Raw genomic sequence first — 24612 nt, 5'->3', positions numbered from 1 at the left:
GAATATATTGCAATTTTTAATGGAGTGACGTATCATGATTTTTAAATACTACTAATTCAATAGGTTTTCTTATCGAGAGAGATGGAGGGACTGGCCCTGTGACATCTCAGCAACCGCTATTATAGCAAGGTGCTAATTCCTGCAAGTTGATTAAAAAACTTGATAGATGAGGAGGGACTTGTATACAAAGTCGATTTCTTGGAGTGAAATATAGAAGTCGGCTTTTTTATTATCATGAAATAAATATGTAATACTATAATGAAAAGTTCTAAGAAAAAAATTTAGCTTTAATTCATAGTAAACTAATATGAATTAAAGGGATAAATAGAATGGAGGAATATTGAATGAGTGCGATCACGCAAAAAGAATTTTTAACTACAATTTATGAAGAAATAGATCAAGGCTTTGCTGAAATTGTTGGATGGAGAAGATATTTGCATGAGCATCCTGAGCTATCTTTTGAAGAATATGAAACAGCAAAGTTTATTGCAGATAAGCTTGAGGGTTTTGGTTTAGAAGTGAAAAAAGGGATTGGTGGAAATGGTTTAATCGGAATTTTAAAAGGGGAGCAGTCTGGTAAGACAATTGCTTTAAGAGCCGATTTTGATGCATTACCAATTACAGATTTAAAAGAAGTTACTTATAAATCTCAAAAAGAAGGCGTCATGCATGCATGTGGACATGATGGGCATACAACCGCATTACTAGCGACAGCAAAAACGCTCAGTCATTACTGCAAGCATTTACATGGTAACATTATTTTCATCTTCCAGCATGCGGAGGAAAAACCACCTGGTGGTGCAAAATTCATGATTGCTGAAGATGTATTAAAGGATGTGGATTATGTTTTCGGTGCACATTTAGATTCAGGTGTTCCAGTTGGAAAAGTATCTGTTGGTGATGGCTATAGAATGGCAGCAGTAGATAAATTCGCGATTAAAATTCAAGGGCTTGGTGGACACGGTGCGAAACCACAGCAATCCATCGATTCAATCGTAATCGGTAGTGAAATAGTAAGTTCATTACAGAACATAGTCAGTCGTCGCTTAAACCCTTTTGATGCAGCGGTAGTGACAGTGGGAGTTTTCCGTGCAGGTAGTGCTTTTAACATTATCGCAGATTCGGCGATTATTGAAGGAACAGTACGTACAATGACAGAAGATGTTCGTAGTAAGGTGAAAGAGGAAATTTATGCAATTGTAAAAGGGACTACTGAATCAGCGCATGCAACGTATGGAATTGATTATTTACGTGGCTACCCAGCGCTTTATAATCACCCATTCGAAACTGCACTTGTAAAAGAGTTATTTGAAAATGAGTTCGGTGTAGAATCTGTAATAGATATCGAGCCGTCAATGGGTGCAGAAGACTTTGCCTACTTTTTAAATGAAAGGCCAGGCACTTATTTCAAAGTAGGCTCTCGTAATGACGATGAACGCACACAATTCCCGCATCATCATCCGAAATTTGATTTTGATGAAAGGGCGTTATTAATAATCGAGAAATCGTTTGTGAAAATCGTTTCACATTATTTATTTAAATAAGGGGACTTGAACATGACATTATCGTTTGATCACTTAGTACATTTTGTAGATGAACCAAAAGAAGTAATTAAGCTATTACAAAGCCAAGGAATCCATGCTGTTGAAGGTGGCGTTCATGAAGGGCGCGGAACGTATAATGCACTTAGCTACTTTGATCTAAGCTATATCGAGTATCTCGGTACATATGACAGAGCTCTAATAGCTGAGACAGAGCATTTACATCACAGTCTTATTGAAACAGTAGTAAATAATGATTTCAAAGAAGGCTTCGTAAGATTTGCAGTTCGTACATCGGATATTGAGGGGGTAGCAGAGCGTTTGAAAGAGCAAGGTCTATCTGTAAATGGACCAGTACCGATGTACAGAAAACGACCAGATGGCAGTATTATTACTTGGCAATTACTTTATGCTGGAGAAGAAAATAACACACTTCAACTACCATTCATTATTCAATGGGATGATAATGACGATAAGCGTAGAAAGGAGCAAGTTGAAAAGGGCGTCATTGGAAATCAATTAGAAAAGTTGGACTTTGCAGGCGTTACTTTTGCAGTAATAGATGCTGAAAAAACAGCTAGAAAATGGTCTCGATATTTAGGGTTAGAGGTTGCAGAAGCGTATATCGATCAGGAGTTGAATGCTATTGTCCAGGTTCTTAAGTTAGTTGGCGGTGACTTATACTTTGCTAGTCCAATTGGAGATGGTGTTGTAGCGAAATTAATAACAGAACGAGGCGAATGTCCATTCCAAGTTAATTTCTTGGGAGCTAAAGAACCTGTCACATTTGAATTATTTAACGGTCGCTATCATTTTGAGAAATAATTTATCTGATCAGTGCACTTCATAGCATGGCTTTAAGTAAATAGTAAATATAAAGACAGAGTAATTGAAAGCTATTATGGAGTGTTTGAAACTATATAATAGTTTTTTCTATGATTCATTTTACTGGGAGTGCAAGGATTACACATGCCTAACTTCTACTAGTAATACAAAAAAACTTAAAGCTATTGTAAGCTTCGAGTATGCGCTACCTTTCAGGAGCAACATAACCTTCTTTTGCAGCATGCATACCAGCGGTCATTAATAACATAACTGTAATAATGAATAGGATGATAGCTGTTGTCCAGCTATTTGTAATATCGTGGACATAACCAAATAACACAGGACCTATTGCAGCTAATAAATAACCAAATGATTGAGCGGTACCCGATAATTCTGCTGCTTCATGAGCGGTACGTGTACGAAGTGAAAAAAACATCATTGCTAAACTAAATGATGCACCACCCGCAAGTCCAAGTAAAATCATCCATAACACTGTCAATGAAGTCCATCCTGCTAAAATACCTCCGAAGCCTACTAGATAAAGAACACCGTATACAACAACAATAGGACGTTGATCTTTTCTACGTCCTGCAATAATCGGAATCATGAACGTTGCAGGCAATTGTGAAAACTGCATAAAGGAGAACATCCATCCAGCTGTATTAGCACTCATACCTTGTGACTGCAACATTTCTGGAATCCAAGTAGCAGTTGTATAGAAAATAAGAGATTGGAAGCCCATTGATAATGTAACTGTCCAAGTTAGAGTTGATTTCCAAAGCGAGACATTTTCTTGATTAGTTTGAGAACCATTATTCAATTCGGACTTAGGTTTACGAATTTGAGGGAGCCAAACAATTAGGGCAATAATCACTAAAATAAACCAAATACCAAGTGCAATTCTCCATCCGAGTTCTCCGCTAGCAAGAGGATAACTAATCCCAGCTGCTAAACTTGCAGAGAGATTCATAGAAACTGTGAAAATACCTGTTAATAATCCAACTTGTAATGGGAATTTCAACTTAATCAAACTTGGTAGTAAGACATTTCCAAAAGCAATTGCCACACCGATTAGGGATGTTCCTAATAACAGAGTGAAGGTTATACCGAAAGATCTAGTAAGAATTCCAACTGCAAGTAATACTGTTGAGAATAGTAATGTACGTTCTATACCAAAACGCTTTGAAAATTTTGGAGCTATAGGAGAAATAATAGCAAAGGCAAGTAAGGGAATTGTTGTGATAAATCCTGCCAATACATTTGAAATGTGTAAGCCTTCACGTATAAATGAGATGATTGGGCCTACAGATGTTAGAGGTGAACGTAATGTAGAAGCTATGAAAATAATCCCAATTACAAGTAACCAAATGTTACAGTTCCATTTTAGCTTTTTGCTATTTTGAACAGCTGGATTTGTTGCCAATTGTAGCGCCTCCTATATATATTCATGAATTTTCTGGTTTTACAAACCTCTATTTGACAAAGGTCAATTATATCAAAGAAAATAAATAAATATAATTAAGAGGACTCAAAATAATTTTATCGAATTGATACGGAGGATTGGTGATGAGAACAGACCAACAAATGATGGATTTGATAATAGATGTAGCGAATAATGATGAACGTGTACGAGCCGTTTGTATGAATGGTTCGAGAACAAATATCAATGTGTCTACTTTCATTCCATGGTTATGAAGAAAGTGCTGAAGTATTTGGTTATTTAAAGCATATTCATACGCTTCCAAGGGATGCTAAAGTGATATTCTGAAGAATTATTTAGAATTCAGCTTAAATTGTTTTAATATTCAAGAAAATTTACATCTTGAATATACAATTCTCTTGTATTATAATTGGAACATATTAAATTAATATATTGCAATGCCTCATCCATTCGATGAGGTAGAGGTCGCGGTGTTAAAAAGTAAAATGGATGAGGCGAAAAGCGTCAGTGATTCTATTTGAAAGGGAATATCGCCGAAGTGTTTATAAGCTTCTTCTTATAAATATTGGGGCTGTTGCCGAAAGGTGCAGAACTGTCACGTCTTCGCAGGCGTGTTGAGCTATCTTTATCAAGGTTGATGGGCATGTTTCGATACCATCGCATATTCCTTGTGATGGTATTTTTTATGACATCAAGTTAACCTTCTTGCAATGAAAAATGGAAAGAGGAGATTCTTAATGAGTAATAAAAATAATGGCCAGGGCGTTGAGACGCAAGGTCTTAATAGAGGATTGAAAAGTCGTCATGTGACGATGATTTCACTTGGAGGAACAATTGGTACAGGGTTGTTCTTAGCAAGTGGTGGAGCCATTCATGAGGCTGGTCCAGGCGGAGCGTTATTAGCATATTCTTTAATTGGTATTATGGTGTTTTTCTTAATGACAAGTTTGGGTGAAATGGCTGCGTTTATGCCTGTATCTGGTTCATTTAGTACTTACGCATCTAAATTCGTTGACCCAGCGTTAGGTTTTGCCCTTGGTTGGAATTATTGGTATAACTGGGCAATTACGATTGCAGCTGAAATCGCAGCTGTATCATTAATCATGAAATTTTGGTTCCCAGATGTATCGTCATTATACTGGACAGCAGGTTTTTTAGTCATCATCTTCACATTAAATATCTTATCAATTAAAAGCTTTGGTGAAAGTGAATATTGGTTTTCTCTTATAAAAGTCGTAACAATTATTGTCTTTATCATTGTTAGTTTCTTGATGGTATTTGGTTTAATGGGTGGACAAGACCCAGTTGGATTCAAAAACTTCTTCATTGAAGATGGTCCATTCCATGGTGGTTTCTTCGCAATGTTCGGTATTTTCCTAGCTGCAGGATTCTCGTTCCAAGGAACAGAACTACTAGGGATTACTGCTGGAGAAACAGATGATCCAGGAAAAAATATTCCGAAAGCTGTTCGTCAAGTTTTCTGGCGTATTTTGTTATTTTACATTTTAGCAATTTTAGCGATTGGTTTATTAATCCCATTCACAGATTCACGTTTAGCAAGTAGCGATATTACAGTAAGTCCGTTCACATTAGTATTTGAAAATGCAGGGATCGCGTTTGCTGCTTCAGTTATGAATGCGATTATTTTAACAGCGATTTTATCTTCAGGTAACTCTGGATTATATGCATCATCACGTATGCTTTGGGAGCTTGCAAAAGACGGTAAAGCGCCTAAAATGTTCACTAAATTAAACAAGCGGGGTATTCCGATGGCTGCACTTGTAGCAACTTGTTTAGTTGCTTGTGTATCATTTATGGCATCATTCTTCGGTGATGGTGTTGTTTACATTTGGTTGTTAAATGCTTCAGGTATGTGTGGATTTGTAGCTTGGCTAGGAATTGCAGTAAGTCATTACCGATTCCGTAAAGCTTATATTGTTCAAGGTCGTGATTTAAACGAATTACCTTATAAAGCGAAGTGGTTCCCATTCGGTCCAATCTTTGCCTTCGTACTTTGTGCAATTGTCGTTGTTGGTCAAAACTATACAGCATTTACAGGTGAACATATCGACTGGTATGGTATGCTTGTTTCTTACATCGGATTGCCAATTTTCTTAGTGATCTGGTTTGGATACAAAATCGTTCATAAAACAAAAATTGTAAAATTAGAAGACTGTGACTTCGATAGTCATCGTTAACTTAAAATCCTACGTAGCTATTAGCTAGTAATTTCAGACTGTAGACAAACTCAAAGAAATCCGAGTTTGTCTACAGTCTTATTTTTTTAAAAAAATAAATAAGACCGTTGATTTCCGCTACGGTGGACGCTTTCCGCGGACGGGCTCCTCCTTTGCTCCAATCAACTACGCGCATGGAATAACAACAAATCTTTTGAGCTGATGGAAAATGATGACGAATGAAAAAGATAACTCAAAGAGCTCAAATTGAAATAATTGCTTTAGATCAACCAGTGCCTCAAGAACCCTTTTATGAGAAAATTTGAGTCTGCGATTGATTTCTTCATCTATAAAATAGGATCTAAAATAACCAAGATATATATAAATAACAAAAGACATTCAGTGTGTGAACATTCTGAATTCTTTTGTTAAACTAAATTCATATATTTACATAAAACCAATTAATTCACTTAAGTTAAATAGATGGTAATTTATCTGAATGAGTTATTCTAAATTTCTAGGCTCAGAAACATAGAGGGATTCAATATATCCACAATTATTACAGTACTCAGCCGATACAGGTGAAGATTTGCCTTTGGGTTTATTCGTTGAAACCATTTGAAGCATTACAGCGCCACTGTGAAGTAACCCCTTTTTCATAACGCTTTCATTACATTTAGTACATTTATTCATTCCTTATCCACAACTCCTTGAAATTGTATTTTATGTAAAATATCTTAAAAATAATTATAGCATAAGCTCTGCTTTTGTAGAGTAAATGAAAAGTGGTTGTTTAAATAGAAGTAACTAGTTAAATACCACATATTTCCTTTTGTTTTAGTTCATTAAAAACGTGAAAAAGATTGAATAGTCTATCATTATTAGTAAGGATTGAAATTCAAAATTTCAGTGCTATAATAGGAACATTCTATAACGAAAATCTTAATAGCATTCACTCATATAATAGCGAGAATAAGGCTCGTAAGTTTCTACCGGTTTGCCGTAAACAAACTGACTATGAGAGGCAATGATATAGAAAAAGTAAATGTCAAATGACATTATTTTCCTATACCCAAGAACTTTTAGCACTAGGGACTTTGCTCCACTCGTAGTATGAATGGATGCATGGTTTCTGGGCTTTTTTATTATATTCTAGTTGATATAAACAAATATTAATAATTAATATAGTACAAAATTTAGAGACCACTAAGAAAAGAAGGGAGCGCCTAAACTTGAAGGCACTGCAGGACAAAATCGTACGCGATGGTAAAGTATTATCAGACACAGTATTAAAGGTAGATTCTTTTTTGAATCACCAAATTGATCCGCAACTTATGCAAGAAATTGGTCAAGAGTTTGCGAATCGCTATAAAGATGCAGGTTTAACAAAAATCGTTACAATCGAATCTTCAGGTATTGCACCAGCTACTATGGCCGGTCTTATTTTAGGTATACCCGTAGTCTTCGCTCGTAAACGTAAATCTTTAACTTTAGCAGGAAATTTATATTCATCAAAAGTACATTCGTTTACAAAAAATGAAACGAATGAAATTTCAGTATCAAAAGATTTCTTAAAATCAGATGATATTGTACTAATTATTGACGATTTCTTAGCAAATGGAGAAGCTGTGAAAGGCTTACTTGATATTGTTGAACAAGCAGGTGCAACTGCTAGTGGCGTAGGTATTGTTATTGAAAAAGGCTTCCAAGATGGTGGCAAGCTACTTCGTGAAAAAGGCTTTCGTATTGATTCTTTAGCAATCATATCGTCTTTGGAAAACGGTAAAGTAGAATTTACCGATGGAGAAACAGATCGATGAAAAACCTGAAATTAGTGACACTAGGGATTCAGCATTTATTAGCAATGTATGCAGGTGCTATTTTAGTGCCTTTAATCATTGGTAACGCTTTAGGATTTGATTCAACACAATTAACGTATTTAGTTTCAATTGATATTATGATGTGCGGTATCGCGACACTGTTACAAGTTGTACGCGGTAAAGTATTTGGTATAGGTTTACCAATCGTTTTAGGTTGTACCTTTACAGCTGTAGCACCAATTATCGCAATTGGTAAAGAATTCGGCTTATCCGCAATCTATGGTTCTGTTATTGCTTCAGGTATTATTGTAGTATTGATTGCAAGCTTCTTTGGTAAGTTAGTGCGTTTTTTCCCACCAGTTGTCACTGGTTCAGTTGTAACAATTATAGGAATCACATTAATCCCAGTTGCTATTAATAATATGGGTGGTGGTGTAGGAGCTAAGGACTTCGGTTCTGCTTCTAACATCGCTTTAGCATTTGGGACATTGATTACTATTGTATTAATTTATCGATTCACAAAAGGATTTGCTCGTGCAATTTCTATTTTAATAGGTTTAGTACTCGGAACAATTGCTGCAATATTGATGGATAAAGTTGACTTTACTCCAGTAATTGAAGCTGACTTTTTGCAAATGGTTCAGCCATTCTATTTTGGTACACCGACATTCCATTGGGAACCAATCATCACGATGACACTTGTTGCATTAGTTTCTTTAGTAGAGTCAACAGGTTCTTACTTTGCACTTAGTGATATTTGTAAGCAACCTGTGACAGAAAAAGATTTAGCTCGTGGTTATCGTTCAGAAGGTTTAGCTTCTATTATCGGTGGTCTTTTCAACTCATTCCCATATACTGCATTCTCTCAAAATGTAGGGTTACTACAAATGACAGGTGTACGTACACGTAATGTTATTTTCATCACAGGTGGTTTCCTAGTAACTTTAGGTTTTTTGCCTAAAGTAGCAGCATTAACGACAATCATTCCTACACCGGTTCTAGGTGGAGCTATGATTGCAATGTTCGGAATGGTTATCGCTCAAGGTATTAAAATGTTAAGTACAACGATCAATCAATCTGAAGGTAATTCAATGATTATAGCTTGTGCAATAGGTATGGGTCTTGGCGTGACAGTTGTTCCAGATATCTTCAATATCTTACCTTCTAGCCTTAAAATTTTAACAAGTAACGGTATCGTTGCAGGAAGTATAACTGCTATTGTATTAAATATTATATTTAATATGATCCCATGGAGAAGAGAAAGATCAAATGGAGAATTAGAAGATCAGAAAGCTTAATAATTTTTAAGGTACATCACTTATTTACAGTGGTGTATCTTTTTTTATTGCTTCTGATTATAATAGGATTATTGAAACTTGGTAATATATTGCAATTTTAGTGGTCGAAATATTTACAGAAAGTAGGATAATCCATATGGAAAATGAAACTGTCATAGAATTATGGGGGAATTATAAGAAGTTAAATCCAGATGCACCGAACAATTATGACGTTTGGGCATTTGGTGATTCAAATGAAATGGCAGATGAACTTGTAGAACTAGTAATGGCAGGAACTAAGACCGCAACAGCATCTTGTTATCTATTATATGAAATGGAGAATGAGTCATTACCATTGGTTGGGCTTTATAATGTTATTTTAAATGGAAAAGACGAAGCTGTAGCTATCATTAAAACGGTTTCCGTAGAAGTTTGTCCTTTTGATGAAGTTACCGAAGAACAGGCGTATTTAGAAGGTGAAGGGGATCGTACGTTAAAGTATTGGTGTAACGTTCATGAAGCTTTCTTTAGGAGAGAATTAGAAGATAAAAAGCAAGAGTTCCATGATAAATTACTAGTTGTATGTGAAAGATTTGAACTCGTTTATAAGAAGGCAAGTGCTTGCTAAAGAAAGTGTAGGAGTAGTGAGGAAAAGGATAGATAAAGCAGATGATTAACTCTATATCTAAACGCTGGTAGCATTAGACGAAAACGAAGAGTAATAATAAAAAGCTATTTCACAGGTTGAACACTGTGGACTAAGAATATTATTTGCCAATCGGTTGATCAAAGCGATGAATCTCTCCATTTTTATACCAACGCATCTAAGCTTCTACTTGCGATTTATTTTTGATTTCATATTTCTCCATAATTTCTTTCGTTGTTAATTGACCACTTAATTTTTCTTGCACAACTGCCCATTTTACCTCTCTTGAATATAGGTTTTTGCCTAGTACTGATTTTCAGTGTACCATGTTCGAAGGTGTTTTATGTTGTCTTATAATTTTAGGTTATTTCGGTATTTTGTTTGGGTACCCAATTCTTTAATCGCTAATTCGTTAAGAGAAAACGTTGGGAGCAAGCCAGCGATAATAAGTAGATCGTGGTACTTCTATAGCTGCTAAAATCGCTTTAACAGTATACTTCCCACGCATTTTCTCAACAATTTTCAAAACTACTTCTCTTTCAACTCCTCGATGATTTCCATGTACTTTTTTAAGATTTCATTTTCCATTTTCAAATGCGCAAGTTGGGCATTTTTCTTTTCATCCTCCGATTTAAAGTCAGGTCCATGTCCATAATGACACCAGCATCAAAACCAAATGAAAAATGGGTCACGGATATTACGTATCTGCAGTATGGTTCCAGCACTCTATATTTATCAACGATATTAGACTTGTATAACAACGAAATTGTCGCATACAAAATCTATGATCATCAAAAAATACCTCTAATTATGGATACATTACAGGCAGCTTTAGCGGCCCGGAATTTTCCTAAAGGGGTCATTATTCATTCAGATCAAGGAAGTGTCTATACATCGTATGCTTATCAAAAATATTTGAAGCAACAAGCACTTGTCAGTAGCATGTCTCGTCGTGGTAACTGTTGGGATAACGCAGTCATTGAATCATTCCATTCGAACTTGAAAACAGAAGAATTTCAGTACGTGAAACACCATTCGCTTAAACAACAGCAAGTCAAAGTACGTACTCAGAATTATTTAGAGCATTATAACGAAGAACGAATTCAGAAAAATTAGGCTACCTTTCTCCGAGAGAATTCGGAAGAAAGATAGCCTAATGAAGGTGTTTTATGTGTGTCCCAAAACGCTAGGTCAGTTCAGGGGTCAGTCCCAAAATTCATTTTATGGACTTTTTCGGTGCCCTCGATAATAAGAAAGTACTAATCCCAATCTTTCATCTGTTCTTCCTCTGCAACAACCTGCAAATCATAGGCGTTAATATTGAGAATAGTATAATTATGCTTGTCGGCAAACAGCTCGGCAAGTTTTTTTATATACTTTGGCGAACCGTCATTTTCTTCGTCATAAATAATGAGTATACCGTCTGAATTTTTTATAAGGAACTTATTTTTTTCGATAAATTGCCAAGGGGCTTCATAAGGGCGCTTCGTTAAACTTGTCACAAAGTCTGCTTTTGCCGCAATCATATCGTATTTCTCTTGTTTTTGTTCATTCCAATTCTTTTGCTGATCAAGAAATGGCGTGATAATCGCATATTTTAGCTCTGAATATTCTATTTGCAGTTCTTGTACAACTTCTGCTGCCCAAGTTTCTACACCGAGTTGACCACTTAAAATAATCCATTCCAATCCGTCGTTGATTAAGGATAGCAATTGATTATGTAATGCCTTCTTTATTATCGATATACCGGGGTGCTTATCATTAAAAATACCAAGCTCATGGGCTTTATAGCCAGTGATGACTAATCGTTTTAGCATGAGGCACCTCCTTTGTAGAAAATAAATTATAGATAATATTCTACACGTATAATGAAAGAATAGAAAAGAATCTACAACTATTAAAGTAGAGCAATTCAATTTTGGATAATTAACGGAGGGCAATATCTATGAGGTGAAACATAAAATTACCTTATATAGATAAAAAGAACCTATTTGAAAGTAATCCTCACAAATAGATTCTGTAATTAAATGATTTTTCGATTTCACCGAAACATGCACATAATTTGTTTATTTCAAATCTACAGCATTTGTTAATACATGAACTCATTGCAAACGAATTACTAGAGATGAACGAGATTACAGCGACATGTAACAGTAATTGGCGGGTCATGTTATAGCGTTTATTAATCATTTAATATATATAAACAGATTGAAGACAAAAGGCAGTTGGATTGAGCTCATTCACCTGCCTCTGAAACTTTTCTTGATTTTTCCTAATAAATCTCTATTATTATCGAGAGTAGTACTCTACAAGTACCAATTTCCACTTCGTAATTGGACGCATGCTCTTCCTTAGCACGCAAACTTAGAAAAGAAGAAGGCAGCATTTTGTTGGTTTAGGAAGCGTCCGCTTGACTCCCGCGGAAAGCGAGCGGTAAGCTTCGGAATAAGGGTTTGTTATATTAGAATTCCCATCTAATCAGTTTTATCAAGAGGTAGTAGCTGCGAACTGACATTTCCAATGCACGAAGGTGTTAATGTAAATGGAAAAGATGCACATCCAGTATTTCAAATATGTTACTGCACATTCAAAAGGGTCTTTAGGGAAAAGGGAATTTCACAAAATTTTTAGTGGATTTAGAAGGAGAAATTGTACAACGATTTGGATCAAAGAATAACAAATATAGTTTTGAAGAGGGAATTCTAAAACTTTTATAGAATTAAAGATATACATAAGTGCACTATTTACAATGTATCTCATTAAATAATCTTGGCTAGACCAGCACCTGCATGTTGGAACGTGGCAATAAATCTCTTCAAGCAACTTAGATGTGCTTTTTTCATGCTTAAAAAAGCAAGAAAGACATTAAGTAGTAATGATAGGAACAATTAAATAAGTGGGGTAAAAAAATATGGATATATTAGAAAATCAAGTAACAGACGAACTTGTAGTAAAGGCCATAGAAAATAATTTAGCTATTATTCGATTTGATTTGAATAGAAAAGTGGCATACGTAAATAATCTTTTTGCTCAAACTTTAGGTTATAGTGTGGGAGAAATGTATGGGAAGAATCATAAGGAATTTTGTTTTCCAGCCTTCATAAATAGTTCATCTTATGAAAGGTTTTGGAGAAATTTACTCTCAGGTAAGAGCTTTCAAGATAAAATTGAGCGGATGGATGCAATGGGAAATCGAGTATGGCTTGAAGCTACCTACATGCCCATTTTTGCTGAAAATAGCAGTAAAGTAGTTGGCGTTTCGAAAATAGCCACTAATATAACAGAGCGTCAGAATATGATTGTGGAAGTAGCTGACGATTTAAAGGGTATGTCCAAACAGTTACATAATCGTTCAGAAACCGGAATAATGAGAAGTCAGGAATTGCGAGAGACGATTAATCGTATCGCAAGAGAATCAGAGGAAAATACCGTTAATTTAGTAAATTTACAAAGCCAAGCTGATTCTATTAAAGGTATTGTGAAAACCATTCGGGAGATTGCTTCCCAAACAAATCTATTAGCATTAAATGCAGCGATTGAAGCTGCTAGGGCAGGAGAACATGGGCGTGGTTTTGATGTTGTTGCAAAGGAAGTGAGAAAACTGTCTGTGAAGGTAGAGCAATCAATTTCCCAAGTAAGGGACAATATTGAAGGGATTGCTATAGAAATTGAAAAAGTAACAGGAAGTATAAACCGTGTGTCTCAAAGCGTGGAAGAAACGAATGAGCAAATTAATGTTGCAATACAAGACTTTGTAGAAATATCTTCTTCGGCCGAAGCATTGGATGAAAAGGCGCAGAATTTCACAGAAATTATTTGATGGCATTTTAATAAAAAAACTGAAACCCAAAAGTGTACAAGAAATATAAAGTAACATTTTTGGGTTTTTTGTTATGTAGATTGCATGTGATAGATTACATTATTCTCATTCATAGTTTTACCTATATTTAAGGTCTTTATAGCAATAAATCATATGAATTGAATTTTATTTGAAGATGGCAGTAGGATGGGAGTGTAATAGGGTAGCCATAGGTGCCAGTAACCATTTCTTTTTCATTTCAAAATACCCTCATTTCTATAAATGTGTATATTTAACTATACAGGAAATTGTAACTATTGTGGAGGGTAAATAAAATACCGCTTGAATGAACAGTTTAAATATAAGGATTGTCACGGTAAGGTATTTTAAATTACAAAGATTTAACAGCTTTTATAATTAATCATCGTGAATTTTAACCCCAGTTTAACCCCAATGCAGAATATGTATATTAAAAAACACCCCAACCTTTTATGGTTGAGATGCTATATAAACCCTTTAGTATCAACAATTTAATAAGCCGCGTATGCCGTAATTTTTTAATATTGAAAGTTTTAAACCACCACTCCTCAAAGTGGGTGTTCGCAGAGGTTCTCGTGTTTGTCCGCATTAACAATGGAATGCGGCATGCCAGTCCTTCCTCAATTAAAACTCCCTTTTACAGCTTAAAGGTTAAAACTTAATATGATTACGAACAATGCAGCTTGTATTCATATAATACTGCAAAATTGGTGGAACTGCAAGAATGATGATTACATAGCAATTGCTTTCTTTTTCAAGTACACTAAAGACTGAAAAATGGAATAATAAGGGGAGGTAAATAGATGAATATTGATCATTTAGAAGCCTTTATGTATGTCGTACATTTGCAGAGTTTTCATAAAGCATCTAAGGCTTTATTTTTATCACAGCCTACGGTCACGGCACGGATTAAAACATTGGAACGTGAATTGAATACGGAATTATTTGAAAGGCAAGGAAGAGGAGTAATACTAACTCAGAAAGGGAAAGATTTTATTCCTTATGCACAGCAAATAATTCAAACATTTAATGATGGAAAACAGCAAATGAAACATCGGAAGAGCGAAGATGAAATTGTGATTGGGGCAAATATAATTACTTCTCAATACTTTATTCCATTTGCTTTATCTTTTTGGAAAACGCAAAATCCTGAGCGCCGCTTTAAATTTGTTTCGGCTACAAATGATGTGCTACTAGAAAAATTATTGAATAAGCAAATTGATATGGCTTTTATGAAGCAGTTAACAAGTGAAGGTATTCAGCAAGATAGTATGCTTGATAATTCTGTGAGACTAATTGTTAGTCCGGGACATCCGTTATTAGATGAGCAAATGATAACCGCAACAGTACTTGCTGACGAACCAATGGTGTTTTTTGAGTGTGGTGCTTTTGATTGGAACTTGGTTTATAAATTATTTGAGGTAGAACAGGTAGAACCGCGTATTGAATTTAAAGTAGATCATTTAGAAGTAGCAAAATCACTCATAAAAAATAAACACTGCATTGGTTTTTTACCTTATTTATGCGTGAAGGATGAGCTTGCAAGAGGAGAATTAGTAGAAATAGATACTTCTCATTTGTTATTGATTAAGCAACATGTCTATTTAACATATTTTCAAAGTGAAGTGGTAGAACTACTTCGTAAGGATATAAATAGCTCTATACATGCATTTTTAGAATGAAAAATAGATTGATAGAAATTTTTAATCAATTATTAATTTTTCCTATCACTATACCCTTGTCAGCACTATAAGAAAAATGTTAGTATTATCCACAATTAGAAAACGTATAATTCATATCATTTAACTAGTGATTAAAATTATGCGGAATTGAAAATGGGAGGTATTAGTATGGCTGAAAAACGACAAATCAAATTTGGTGCAATTATTCATGGTGTTGGTGGTAATATTTCAGGCTGGCGTCATCCAAAAGTGTTAACAAATTCAAGTGTAAATTTGGATTTTTATACGCAACAGGCACAAAAGGCGGAGAAAGGAAAGTTCGATTTAGTATTTATAGCAGATGGTCTATACATTAATGAAAAATCAATTCCGCATTTCTTGAATCGTTTTGAACCTATAACTATTTTGTCAGCGCTAGCTACAGTTACTTCAAAAATAGGTCTCGTTGGTACAGTCTCTACTTCTTATAGCGAACCGTTTACAATTGCGCGTCAATTTGCATCACTTGATCATATAAGCAATGGTCGTGCAGGTTGGAACGTTGTAACAACTCCATTAGAAAATACAGCATTAAATTATAATAAGACTGTTGCTGAGCATCCTGACCATACAAAACGTTATCGAATTGCTGAGGAATATTTAGAAGTCGCAACAGGCCTTTGGGATTCTTGGGATGATGATGCATTTGTTGGGGATAAAGAGAATGATCAATTTTTTGACCCATCTAAGTTACACCAACTTAATCATCAAGGGGAATTTTTCTCTGTACAAGGACCACTGAATATAGGGCGTACAAAGCAAGGGCAGCCAGTCATTTTCCAAGCAGGCTCTTCAGAAGCAGGAAAACGCTTAGCAGCTAAAGATGCCGACGCTATTTTCACAATGTCTAAAACATTGCAGGAAGCACAAAAATTTTATCAGGACGTAAAAGAGCAAGTAATAGCTTTTGGACGTAATCCAGAAGAAGTTGTTATTTTGCCAGGTATTTCTCCAATTATCGGTGATACGGAAGAGGAAGCAGAAAGGAAATATGAAGAATTAGCAAATTTAGTATCAATTGAACGGGCACTTGCTTACTTAGGACGCTACTTTGACCATCACGATTTTTCACAATATCCACTAGATGAAGTATTCCCTGAGCTAGGAGATATAGGTGCAAATAGCTTCCGTAGTCATACAGAACGTATTAAAAGAGAAGCTAAAGAGCAGGGATTAACATTGCGTCAAATAGCTTTACGTGAAGCAACTCCTCGTACACAATTTATCGGTACACCTGATAAAATTGCGGACTTAGTACAGTTATGGTTTGAGGAGCGCGGGGCAGATGGCTTTATTATTGCAGCCACATTCCCAGAAGCATTGGATGATTTTGTAGATAAGGTGGTACCGATTTTACAACAGCGTGGCATATATCGTGAGGATTATGAGGCTGCTACTTTGAGAGGGAATTTAGGATTGCCATTCAAAAAAAGCCGCTATACTAAGCAAACTGTATAAAATTTTTAAGTTAAATACCTAGTTATTCAATGTGAATAATAATGATTGTTGAGAGAAAAGTCTTGAGAGGAGGTATTAGATGATTGAGATAAAAGAGTTACGCAAAAATTTTGGACATAATGAAGTGCTAAAAGGAATTAATATCAAAGTAGAAAAGGGTGAGATTATTTCGGTTTTAGGACCAAGTGGATCTGGTAAGACAACACTTTTAAGATGTCTAAATTATTTAGAAAGTCCAGATGGAGGCACTATTACAATCGACGATATTTCTATTAATACAAGTAAGGTAAATAAAAAAGAAATAAATAATCTGCGAAAAAAATCTGCAATGGTTTTTCAAAGCTATAACTTATTCCAACATAAAACTGCATTGCAAAATGTGATGGAAGGCTTAATAGTTGTTCAAAAAAGAAACGTTAAAGAAGCGAAAGAAATTGCATTAGAGGTTCTACAAAAAGTAGGACTAAAAAGTAAAATAGATTCTTATCCTAGTCAATTATCTGGAGGTCAACAGCAACGTGTCGGAATTGCTAGGGCACTCGCATTGAACCCGGATGTTATTCTATTTGATGAGCCTACATCGGCTTTAGACCCGGAGCTAGTAGGCGAGGTATTAGATGTAATAGCTAAGATTGCAAAAGAAGGAAAAACAATGATTATTGTGACACATGAAATGAACTTTGCTAAGGAAATATCTGACAAAATTATTTTTATGGATAATGGTGTTGTGGTAGAAGAGGGAGCACCAAAGAATATATTTGTTGAGCAGAAGGAAGAACGTACAAGACAGTTCTTGAAAAGAATGACACCGGAATTGGATTATTCGATATAGGTGGAAAATGGGAGGGCTAAAACAATGAGTTATAAAATTGGAATTCTAGATCAAAGTCCAGTCATTGAAGGAGTATCTAATTATGACGTTTTGCAACAGACGGTGAAATTAGCACAACTGGCTGAGGAGTGGGGGTATGAGCGATTTTGGGTATCAGAACATCATAATTCAGTAGATGTTGCAGGCTCATCCCCAGAAGTGTTGGTATCCTACTTATTAGCTAAAACAAAAAAAATTCGAATTGGCTCTGGTGGTGTGATGCTTCAACATTATAGTCCATTTAAAGTAGCAGAAAATTTTCAAGTATTGTCTACTCTAGAACCTGGACGTGTAGATTTAGGAATAGGTAAGGCACCAGGCGGGTTACCTTTATCAACGAAAGCCTTACAATATGGCACTGTCAATAATGGAGAAGATTTTGATGAACGTTTAATATTCTTACAGCAAATATTGGATAATAAGGTTCCCGCAACACACCCATTAGCAGGAATTCAAGCAACTCCAATTCCGCCTGAAAAACAGGAATTATATTTATTAGGTGCTAGTATAAATAGTGCGAAATTGGCTGCAGAGTTAGGGATTACATTTGTTTTTGCACGCTTTATTAATAGTGATGACACCATTATTGCTGAGGCGGCAAAATTCTATCGTGAAAATAGTACGAATGGAAAATTCATTGTTGCTGTAGCAACAATTGCGGCACCAACTTCACAAGAAGCAAGAAATTTAGCTGAACACCAAAAAATCATTAAAGTACATCTAGCTAGTGGACGCATTTTGACTTTAACTTCGCACGAGGCAGCAGAAAAATTTGGGCAAGAGTCAGGTGAGGAATATGTAGTAAAGGAGTATGCAGCGAATATAATTGCTGGCACAGCTACTGAAGTGAAATGTACGTTGGATCAACTGCATGAACTATACAGTATAGATGAATTTATTTTACATACACCTGTACCTAAAAGTGAAGAGCGTTTAAAATCCTTTGAATTATTAAGTCCCAAATCTTTGGCAACAATTGTACGTAAAGTAGTCTCAATTTAATAGAGTATAAATAAAGAAATAGTTTATTTTGGAGGTTTAAAACATGTCGCAAAATGTATCAATTATCGTTTGGTCAAAGGAAGGCTGTAGCTATTGTCATGATGTAAAAAGATATTTAGCTAAACAAGAATTAACTTATAAAATAGTAGATATTACAAATAACGATCATTTACGAGATATTTTAGATGCAAAATACGGTGTACGTCATGTACCTGTTGTGGAAGTAGGTCAAGATAATGTGTATCGCGGAGTAACGGAAATTGGAATAGAACATTTACAACTAGCACTAGATGAGTTTTTAGTTGCGAATAAAAACCAAGTAAACCAATAGTAATAAAAAGAATTGTTAGGGAGGTATAAATTATGAGGAAAGTATGGTTATGGGGACTGATATCTGTAATAGCTTTATTGAGTGCCTGCTCATCAAAAGCAGAGTCAGTGGATAATCAAAAAGGAAGTTCAAAAAAGGTTCAAAAAATCATTGTTGGTACGGGTACTCAGTTTCCAAATATCTGTTTTATTAATGAAAAAGGTGAGCTAACGGGGTACGATATCGAAATCGTAAAAGCGATAGATGAAAAGTTACCGGAATATGAATTTGAATTTAAGACGATGGAATTTTCAAATTTATTATTAAGTTTAGAAACAAAAAAAATCGACCTTATCGCGCATCAAATGGAAGTGAATAAAGAAAGAGAAGAAAAATTCCTATTTAACAAAGAACCATATAATGTTTTTCCATTAAAAGTGACTATTCATCAAGATAATAATGATATTAAATCGATTGATGACTTAGCAGGAAAAAATATTAGTGTTACACCAACAAGTAATTCATCTGTATTTATAGAAGAATACAATAAAAAGCATAATTTAGGAGCAAAAATTAATTACGGAACTAATACAACCGATATTATCAATCAACTTAAAACAAGACGTATTGATGCTATTATTTCTACTCCATTTGCAACTAAATTTTACAATGAACAAGCAGATGCGCAACAAAAAGTAGTTGGGGATACATTACTTAATTCTAAAGTTTTTTTCTTGCTCAATAAGGACGAAACAACACTATCAGATAGAGTTGATGAGGCTCTTCAAGAGTTGAAAAAAGAGGGTGTTGTAAGCAAATTGAGCAAAAAATGGCTAGGGGCAGATTATTCAGTTGAATTTTAAATGATATTTTGGAAGGAAGAGAGTGGATGGGGAAAGTATTTGATCCGGTATTAATTATTGAATTTATCCCAACGTTAATAAAATACTTGGGAATTACTCTGGAAATTTTAGTTTATTCTACAATACTTGGAACTTTAATTGGTATAGTTGCTGTTATACCAAGATTATTCCATATCCCTGTTTTAAAACAAATGATCACTTTATATATTTCATTTATTAGAGGTACACCTATACTCATTCAGTTATTCCTTGTCTACTATGGGGTACCAGCAATATTAATGTTCTGGAATATAGATATTACAAGAATGGATGCACTCTACTTCGTTATTATTACTTATTCATTAAGCAATGGAGCCATTTTTGCAGAGATATTTCGCAGTGCTATCTCAGCTATCGATTATGGTCAAACGGAGGCAGCTTATTCAATAGGTATGACTCGTTTTCAAAATTTCTTTAGAATTATATTTCCACAAGCAATTAGAATCGCATTTCCTAATATTTCAAATTCAATAATAGGTTCTTTAAAGGATACTTCTCTAGCTTTTACAATTGGTGTAATGGATATGATGGGGAGGGGCGAGACGTTAATCGCTTCTACTGCGCATGCTTTAGAAGTATACATTTCCTTAGCTATTGTGTATTACATTGTTGTAGTAGTTTTAGAAAAAGTATTTAAAATTTCCGAGAAGTATTTAAATCGTAATCAACCAAATGAAACGGCTACTATTTAAGAAGGGGGTAGAGTAGTATGACAATTGACTTTCTTTTTATTTGGATTGCATTCAAGGAACTTTTAAAAGCCGTCCCGTTAACTCTTATACTTACATTCATACCTGTTATTATTGGGTTTCTTATCGGTATATCTGTTGCGATGATTAGGGCATATGATTTGAAGTATTTAAGTCGAATAGCTAATGGCTATGTTTCTTTTTTTAGAGGTACCCCTGCAATTATGCATATTATGTTAATTTATTTTGGTGTACCGCTATTACTAGATATCATTATTGAATATTTACATTTGCCTATACGATCAAATTCTATACCTATTGCCTTGTTTGTCATAATTGCTTTGTCGTTAACAGCTGGATCTTATTTATCTGAGATTATTCGTTCAGGAATATCTAGTGTATCACAGGGGCAAATAGAAGCAGCCTATGCAATAGGAATGAATACGTTTCAAGTAGTGAAAAGAATAATATTACCACAAGCATTAGCTCAGTCTATTCCTAATTTTACAAACTTAGTAATCGGCTTTTTACATACCACATCCATTGCTTTTCTTGTATCTCAAAAAGAGATTACAGGAACTGCTAATATAATTGCCTCCAAAAATCTGAAGTTTTTAGAAGCCTTCATAGCTGCTGGTTTTTTATATTGGATTATTACGGCAATTATTGAAGCCGTATCTTACGTAGTAGAGAAAAAGGCAAAAGCCTATACCAATAGTGCAATATAGATATCTAGAAGGGGGCAATGAAAAATGGGGAGTATTATCACTATAGATGCATTGTTAGAACATGAAAAAGATGCAACACGTGAAGTTTTAGTGGAAAGCTATAAACAATATAAAGATAGTTATGAAAATGAGGAAGTATGGAATACGTATATTGGGGAGATTAGATCCTCATTAGACAATCCTAATCTTGATCGTATATTAGTTGCGAAAAGTAACGATAATGTTCTAGGAACATTACAAATTTTTTCTTCATCTAAAGAAGCCTATGGACTGCCAGAATTAGAAATCCATACACCTATTGTACGTTTGCTAGCAGTACATCCTTCCGCTAGAGGGAAAGGTGTGGCAAAGGAATTATTAAGAGTAAGTATAGCGTATGCTAAACAAAAAGGTGCTAATTCTCTTTACTTGCATACGACAGATAAAATGTCAGATGCAATTAGATTGTACGAATGGCTTGGATTTCAAAGAGATCAATCAAAAGAGTTTTATAAATTTAATACATTAGTGAAATGTTACAGATTCGATATAACAGAGTAGGAAGGAGGTACTTAAAGTGACACGAGATTTCTACACAGCAGTAGAAGAAAGACGATCCATATATGGCATTACAGATGAGTTTGTGATTACAGACGAACGTATTGAGAAGATTGTCCAATTAGCTGTAGCAAACACTCCAACGGCTTTTAATTCCCAAACAGGTCGAGTTATTGTTTTATTAGGAAATAGTAATAAAGATTTCTGGCAAGTTGCATTTGAATCGTTAAAATCTGAAATAAATAAAGAACAAATAGGAAAAATAGAGGGGAAATTTAAAGCATTTGCAAGTGGATATGGCACAGTGCTGTTTTTTGAGGATTATGAGGTAGTAACATCGATGCAGGAGAAGTTCCCAACATTTCATGAACAATTTACTGAATGGTCGCATCAAGCTTCAGGTATATTACAATACTTAATATGGACATCTTTAGAGTATGAAGGGTTTGGTGCTAGCTTACAACACTATATTCCGGCGTTTTCATATGATATTAGGCAGCAATGGGGAATCCAACATGGATGGAAATTGATTGCCCAATTACCATTTGGAAAGCCAATTGTAGCACCGAAGGAAAAAGAAATAAAACCGCTCGACCAACGCATTGTTATCATAAAATAACTTTTGTTTTAAGAAATTTCTCGTCATACTCTTGACCGAACCCATTCGTCTAAAATAAACATATAATAAAGACATCATTATAAAAAGGAATTGAAAAATTGGAGTGGATAAAATGTCAGAGCACCAGCAAGCATTTCGTAAAGCTTTAGGTAACTATCCTACAGGAGTTACAGTCGTGACAACTTTCAATGAGAATCATGAGCCTATGGGATTAACGGTGAATTCATTTGCATCTGTTTCTCTAGATCCTTTACTTATTTTATGGTCAATCGATAAAAAATCAAAATCATATAATGAATTTATGAAAACGAAAAAATTTGCTGTAAATATTTTAGCAAGTGATCAACAAGAACTGTGCAACCTATTTTCTAGTAAAGTTGAAAATCGTTTTAGTCAATGTATATGGCAAGAGTCTGTACAAAGATTACCTATTTTGGATGATACATTATCAGTGCTGGAGTGTGAAACGGTCCAGCAAGTTGATGCAGGTGATCATACTGTTATAATCGGGCACGTCATCAATATTGAAAATACAGAGAAGGAGCCATTGCTCTATCACCGACGTAATGTAGGGGCAATTCCAGAAGAGTTCTATAAAATAGAAGCAAAGTAAAGGGCAAACTGTGAATTCCTAAAGTGTCTTGGGATTTACAGTTTTTTTATATGAAATAGGGTAAAATAAAAAAGCTCTTCGCCTTTTTATTTCAAGGCTTAGGCTTTATTGATAATTTCATGGGTTAAATCGTAGATATCAATTTGCGTTTCTTCTGCGATCACATCTGCTAACATAATTTCTTTGAAGTATGCTACGCTCGTTTGTAGTGGGATAAGCAATAGTTTTTCTAACGCAGTTTGATACATATAGACAAACTCTAAATCAGTATTACCTCTTTTTAGTTCTGCAAATGCTTCGTAGAATTGATCGAGTTTATCTGCGAATTCGAGTAGACGACCTTCTGTTGTGGCGTCTTTTCCTTCCTTCATACGGTCAAAGAATATGGCTTGGAACTCTTCTGGAATTTCTGAGACGATGAATTTTTCCATCATTTTTTCTTCGACATGAGCTAACATTTGTTTGAGCTCGGGTGATGCATGTTTGACTGGTGTTTTGATATCACCAATGAAGACTTCTGCAAAATCATGGTTAATCGTTTTTTCGTATAACGATTTCCAATCGATTGTTGCGCCGTTCATTTCCTCTAAGGTGCCGAAGAACATGGCGTATTGAGATACTTTCCAAGAGTGTGCTGCTACATTATGTTCCTCGAATTTGAAGCGTCCAGGACAGCGAATAATTCGCTCTAAGTCGTTTAAGCTTGTAAAAAATTTATGAATACCTATAGAAATCCTCTCCTCTATATTAAGTATATGCTGAGATGCAACCTTTTATGCATTGTTTTCACCACTACATATGTATCATACTACAGAAATAGAACGAAATAGTACAATTTACGATATCTTAATAAGTAATTTACATTAGTTTAATAATACTGCAAGTGTATATTATTAAATAGAAGAAAGGCTGTTTTTTTAATCTATTATTGAAGATTTAAGGGACTAAAATCTTTTGTTCATAATTCGGACATTGTACTCTAATACCTTTTCAATTATCGTGAATATTGAAGGAAGATAAAAAAATACCGTTTAAAGGACTTAATCAAATGACTTATTCAATAATCGTTTTTATACATGTAATTAGTGCCATTTTGTCTATTGGACCGTTTTTTGTGTTGCTGCTGATGTTGAAAAAGATGCGTAATACACAAAATCATCATGCATTGGAGGCCTATGTGGCGACATTTTCGATGGCCATTCGTATTGTGAAGCATGCCGGACATGTACTTGTCACTTCTGGGTTTCTTGCCATGTGGCTTGGTGGTTGGAATTTGATGACATCATGGATTGTTATGACATTTGCGGTGATGATTAGCTCAATCTTCTTTTTGGCGAGCGCATTCAAGCCGACAATTCGTACATTTAACACACCCGAATTCAATCAGCAGCTATTTATCAATAAACTAGTGAAGTCTGTTTGGATTTATATTTTACTGTTACTTATTATGTTGTGGTTTATGGTTGCAAAGCCAACACTATGGTAATAGAAATACGAAAGCTATCTATTCATCAAATATGATGAATAGATAGCTTTTTTTAATTATTAGAAATTTTAATGCTTGAGAAAGGTTTATCCGTTAGAATTGAAGATAACA

General features: G+C 34.8%; 23 protein-coding genes, 1 other RNA gene, 1 pseudogene and 3 riboswitches. Of the genes and pseudogenes, 21 read left to right on the top strand and 4 right to left on the bottom strand.

Annotated features, from left to right (window positions below; translation table 11 throughout):
• Nucleotides 1–66 precede the first annotated feature (66 nt).
• A riboswitch (SAM riboswitch) is annotated at nucleotides 67–173 on the top strand.
• Between the two features lie 171 nt (nucleotides 174–344).
• Nucleotides 345–1544 (top strand): M20 metallopeptidase family protein, encoded by a 1200-nt coding sequence (locus ACQKMD_RS12180; protein ID WP_427752381.1) that lies wholly within the window; start codon nucleotides 345–347, stop codon nucleotides 1542–1544.
• Between the two features lie 12 nt (nucleotides 1545–1556).
• The gene (locus ACQKMD_RS12175) at nucleotides 1557–2366 is read left to right on the top strand and encodes a VOC family protein (protein ID WP_427752380.1); all 810 of its coding nucleotides are present in this window, start codon (nucleotides 1557–1559) and stop codon (nucleotides 2364–2366) included.
• 205 nt (nucleotides 2367–2571) lie between these two features.
• On the opposite strand, the gene ACQKMD_RS12170 is transcribed toward ACQKMD_RS12175, so the two are convergent.
• Nucleotides 2572–3789 (bottom strand): CynX/NimT family MFS transporter, encoded by a 1218-nt coding sequence (locus ACQKMD_RS12170; RefSeq protein ID WP_427752379.1) that lies wholly within the window; start codon nucleotides 3787–3789, stop codon nucleotides 2572–2574.
• 143 nt (nucleotides 3790–3932) lie between these two features.
• On the opposite strand from ACQKMD_RS12170, the pseudogene ACQKMD_RS12165 reads away from it, so the two are divergent.
• The 6 genes and pseudogenes from ACQKMD_RS12165 to ACQKMD_RS12140 all read left to right on the top strand — a co-directional run.
• Nucleotides 3933–4037, top strand: a pseudogene (locus ACQKMD_RS12165) (aminoglycoside 6-adenylyltransferase); the annotation flags it as partial.
• A gap of 221 nt (nucleotides 4038–4258) precedes the next feature.
• Nucleotides 4259–4437, top strand: a riboswitch (Lysine riboswitch).
• Between the two features lie 107 nt (nucleotides 4438–4544).
• Nucleotides 4545–6005 carry an amino acid permease gene (locus ACQKMD_RS12160; RefSeq protein ID WP_427752378.1) on the top strand — a complete coding sequence of 487 codons (1461 nt, stop codon included), beginning with the start codon at nucleotides 4545–4547 and terminating at the stop codon, nucleotides 6003–6005.
• Between the two features lie 915 nt (nucleotides 6006–6920).
• Nucleotides 6921–7022, top strand: a riboswitch (purine riboswitch).
• A 194-nt stretch (nucleotides 7023–7216) separates the two neighbouring features.
• The gene (locus ACQKMD_RS12155; protein WP_427752377.1) at nucleotides 7217–7804 is read left to right on the top strand and encodes a xanthine phosphoribosyltransferase; all 588 of its coding nucleotides are present in this window, start codon (nucleotides 7217–7219) and stop codon (nucleotides 7802–7804) included.
• Nucleotides 7801–9102, top strand: a complete 1302-nt coding sequence (locus ACQKMD_RS12150; RefSeq protein WP_427752376.1) for a nucleobase:cation symporter-2 family protein — start codon at nucleotides 7801–7803, stop codon at nucleotides 9100–9102. Before ACQKMD_RS12155 ends, ACQKMD_RS12150 begins: the two co-directional genes overlap by 4 nt.
• A gap of 136 nt (nucleotides 9103–9238) precedes the next feature.
• On the top strand, nucleotides 9239–9709 hold the full coding sequence (locus ACQKMD_RS12145; RefSeq protein WP_427752375.1) for an ASCH domain-containing protein: 471 nt from the start codon (nucleotides 9239–9241) through the stop codon (nucleotides 9707–9709).
• Between the two features lie 663 nt (nucleotides 9710–10372).
• On the top strand, nucleotides 10373–10843 hold the full coding sequence (locus tag ACQKMD_RS12140; RefSeq protein WP_427752374.1) for an IS3 family transposase: 471 nt from the start codon (nucleotides 10373–10375) through the stop codon (nucleotides 10841–10843).
• Nucleotides 10844–10986: 143 nt separating this feature from the next.
• On the opposite strand, the gene ACQKMD_RS12135 is transcribed toward ACQKMD_RS12140, so the two are convergent.
• Complete coding sequence (locus ACQKMD_RS12135; protein WP_427752373.1) at nucleotides 10987–11544, bottom strand: SLOG family protein; 558 nt, start codon at nucleotides 11542–11544, stop codon at nucleotides 10987–10989.
• Nucleotides 11545–12638: 1094 nt separating this feature from the next.
• On the opposite strand from ACQKMD_RS12135, the gene ACQKMD_RS12130 reads away from it, so the two are divergent.
• Complete coding sequence (locus ACQKMD_RS12130; RefSeq protein WP_427752372.1) at nucleotides 12639–13547, top strand: methyl-accepting chemotaxis protein; 909 nt, start codon at nucleotides 12639–12641, stop codon at nucleotides 13545–13547.
• A 510-nt stretch (nucleotides 13548–14057) separates the two neighbouring features.
• Here the strand turns inward: ACQKMD_RS12130 and ssrS are convergent.
• Nucleotides 14058–14253, bottom strand: a non-coding RNA gene (gene ssrS, locus ACQKMD_RS12125) — 6S RNA.
• Nucleotides 14254–14368: 115 nt separating this feature from the next.
• Here ssrS and ACQKMD_RS12120 point away from each other — a divergent pair.
• The 11 genes from ACQKMD_RS12120 (at nucleotide 14369) to ACQKMD_RS12070 (ending at nucleotide 23015) form a co-directional block, all read left to right on the top strand.
• Entirely contained in the window at nucleotides 14369–15247 is an 879-nt protein-coding gene (locus tag ACQKMD_RS12120) for a LysR family transcriptional regulator (protein WP_427752371.1), read from the top strand.
• A gap of 168 nt (nucleotides 15248–15415) precedes the next feature.
• Nucleotides 15416–16744 (top strand): LLM class flavin-dependent oxidoreductase, encoded by a 1329-nt coding sequence (locus ACQKMD_RS12115; RefSeq protein ID WP_427752370.1) that lies wholly within the window; start codon nucleotides 15416–15418, stop codon nucleotides 16742–16744.
• 79 nt (nucleotides 16745–16823) lie between these two features.
• The gene (locus ACQKMD_RS12110; RefSeq protein WP_427752369.1) at nucleotides 16824–17576 is read left to right on the top strand and encodes an amino acid ABC transporter ATP-binding protein; all 753 of its coding nucleotides are present in this window, start codon (nucleotides 16824–16826) and stop codon (nucleotides 17574–17576) included.
• Between the two features lie 24 nt (nucleotides 17577–17600).
• Nucleotides 17601–18617 carry an LLM class flavin-dependent oxidoreductase gene (locus ACQKMD_RS12105; protein ID WP_427752368.1) on the top strand — a complete coding sequence of 339 codons (1017 nt, stop codon included), beginning with the start codon at nucleotides 17601–17603 and terminating at the stop codon, nucleotides 18615–18617.
• 43 nt (nucleotides 18618–18660) lie between these two features.
• Complete coding sequence (locus ACQKMD_RS12100) at nucleotides 18661–18948, top strand: glutaredoxin family protein (protein WP_427752367.1); 288 nt, start codon at nucleotides 18661–18663, stop codon at nucleotides 18946–18948.
• Between the two features lie 32 nt (nucleotides 18949–18980).
• Nucleotides 18981–19790, top strand: a complete 810-nt coding sequence (locus ACQKMD_RS12095) for a transporter substrate-binding domain-containing protein (RefSeq protein WP_427752365.1) — start codon at nucleotides 18981–18983, stop codon at nucleotides 19788–19790.
• 26 nt (nucleotides 19791–19816) lie between these two features.
• A complete protein-coding gene (locus tag ACQKMD_RS12090) occupies nucleotides 19817–20521 on the top strand; it encodes an amino acid ABC transporter permease (RefSeq protein ID WP_427752364.1) in 705 nt (234 codons plus the stop codon).
• Between the two features lie 17 nt (nucleotides 20522–20538).
• On the top strand, nucleotides 20539–21246 hold the full coding sequence (locus ACQKMD_RS12085) for an amino acid ABC transporter permease (protein WP_427752363.1): 708 nt from the start codon (nucleotides 20539–20541) through the stop codon (nucleotides 21244–21246).
• A gap of 24 nt (nucleotides 21247–21270) precedes the next feature.
• Entirely contained in the window at nucleotides 21271–21786 is a 516-nt protein-coding gene (locus tag ACQKMD_RS12080) for a GNAT family N-acetyltransferase (RefSeq protein WP_427752362.1), read from the top strand.
• Between the two features lie 16 nt (nucleotides 21787–21802).
• Complete coding sequence (locus ACQKMD_RS12075; protein WP_427752361.1) at nucleotides 21803–22402, top strand: nitroreductase family protein; 600 nt, start codon at nucleotides 21803–21805, stop codon at nucleotides 22400–22402.
• A gap of 112 nt (nucleotides 22403–22514) precedes the next feature.
• Nucleotides 22515–23015 (top strand): flavin reductase family protein, encoded by a 501-nt coding sequence (locus ACQKMD_RS12070; protein WP_427752359.1) that lies wholly within the window; start codon nucleotides 22515–22517, stop codon nucleotides 23013–23015.
• Between the two features lie 98 nt (nucleotides 23016–23113).
• Here ACQKMD_RS12070 and ACQKMD_RS12065 read toward each other — a convergent pair whose 3' ends face one another.
• Nucleotides 23114–23743, bottom strand: coding sequence for a YfbR-like 5'-deoxynucleotidase (locus ACQKMD_RS12065; protein WP_427752386.1), 630 nt, complete (start codon nucleotides 23741–23743; stop codon nucleotides 23114–23116).
• A gap of 320 nt (nucleotides 23744–24063) precedes the next feature.
• Between ACQKMD_RS12065 and ACQKMD_RS12060 the strand changes: the two genes are divergently transcribed.
• Nucleotides 24064–24501, top strand: coding sequence for a hypothetical protein (locus tag ACQKMD_RS12060; RefSeq protein WP_427752358.1), 438 nt, complete (start codon nucleotides 24064–24066; stop codon nucleotides 24499–24501).
• Nucleotides 24502–24612 lie beyond the last annotated feature (111 nt).

It is taken from the genome of Viridibacillus sp. NPDC096237, assembly GCF_050278625.1.
Classification (GTDB): Bacteria; Bacillota; Bacilli; order Bacillales_A; family Planococcaceae; genus Viridibacillus.
Note: the sequence above shows the minus strand (reverse complement) of the source record. Positions and strands in the feature narration are given on the sequence as shown.

Bases quoted from the DNA above. Each gene is read 5' to 3' on its own strand.
- ACQKMD_RS12140 (WP_427752374.1), top strand. From the start codon at position 10,373: ATGTCCATAATGACACCAGCATCAAAACCAAATGAAAAATGGGTCACG.
- ACQKMD_RS12130 (WP_427752372.1), top strand. From the start codon at position 12,639: ATGGATATATTAGAAAATCAAGTAACAGACGAACTTGTAGTAAAGGCC.
- ACQKMD_RS12135 (WP_427752373.1), bottom strand. From the start codon at position 11,544: ATGCTAAAACGATTAGTCATCACTGGCTATAAAGCCCATGAGCTTGGT.
- ACQKMD_RS12160 (WP_427752378.1), top strand. From the start codon at position 4,545: ATGAGTAATAAAAATAATGGCCAGGGCGTTGAGACGCAAGGTCTTAAT.
- ACQKMD_RS12115 (WP_427752370.1), top strand. From the start codon at position 15,416: ATGGCTGAAAAACGACAAATCAAATTTGGTGCAATTATTCATGGTGTT.
- ACQKMD_RS12150 (WP_427752376.1), top strand. From the start codon at position 7,801: ATGAAAAACCTGAAATTAGTGACACTAGGGATTCAGCATTTATTAGCA.
- ACQKMD_RS12145 (WP_427752375.1), top strand. From the start codon at position 9,239: ATGGAAAATGAAACTGTCATAGAATTATGGGGGAATTATAAGAAGTTA.
- ACQKMD_RS12120 (WP_427752371.1), top strand. From the start codon at position 14,369: ATGAATATTGATCATTTAGAAGCCTTTATGTATGTCGTACATTTGCAG.
- ACQKMD_RS12060 (WP_427752358.1), top strand. From the start codon at position 24,064: ATGACTTATTCAATAATCGTTTTTATACATGTAATTAGTGCCATTTTG.
- ACQKMD_RS12110 (WP_427752369.1), top strand. From the start codon at position 16,824: ATGATTGAGATAAAAGAGTTACGCAAAAATTTTGGACATAATGAAGTG.
- ACQKMD_RS12095 (WP_427752365.1), top strand. From the start codon at position 18,981: ATGAGGAAAGTATGGTTATGGGGACTGATATCTGTAATAGCTTTATTG.
- ACQKMD_RS12105 (WP_427752368.1), top strand. From the start codon at position 17,601: ATGAGTTATAAAATTGGAATTCTAGATCAAAGTCCAGTCATTGAAGGA.
- ACQKMD_RS12100 (WP_427752367.1), top strand. From the start codon at position 18,661: ATGTCGCAAAATGTATCAATTATCGTTTGGTCAAAGGAAGGCTGTAGC.
- ACQKMD_RS12180 (WP_427752381.1), top strand. From the start codon at position 345: ATGAGTGCGATCACGCAAAAAGAATTTTTAACTACAATTTATGAAGAA.
- ACQKMD_RS12090 (WP_427752364.1), top strand. From the start codon at position 19,817: ATGGGGAAAGTATTTGATCCGGTATTAATTATTGAATTTATCCCAACG.
- ACQKMD_RS12080 (WP_427752362.1), top strand. From the start codon at position 21,271: ATGGGGAGTATTATCACTATAGATGCATTGTTAGAACATGAAAAAGAT.
- ACQKMD_RS12175 (WP_427752380.1), top strand. From the start codon at position 1,557: ATGACATTATCGTTTGATCACTTAGTACATTTTGTAGATGAACCAAAA.
- ACQKMD_RS12085 (WP_427752363.1), top strand. From the start codon at position 20,539: ATGACAATTGACTTTCTTTTTATTTGGATTGCATTCAAGGAACTTTTA.
- ACQKMD_RS12070 (WP_427752359.1), top strand. From the start codon at position 22,515: ATGTCAGAGCACCAGCAAGCATTTCGTAAAGCTTTAGGTAACTATCCT.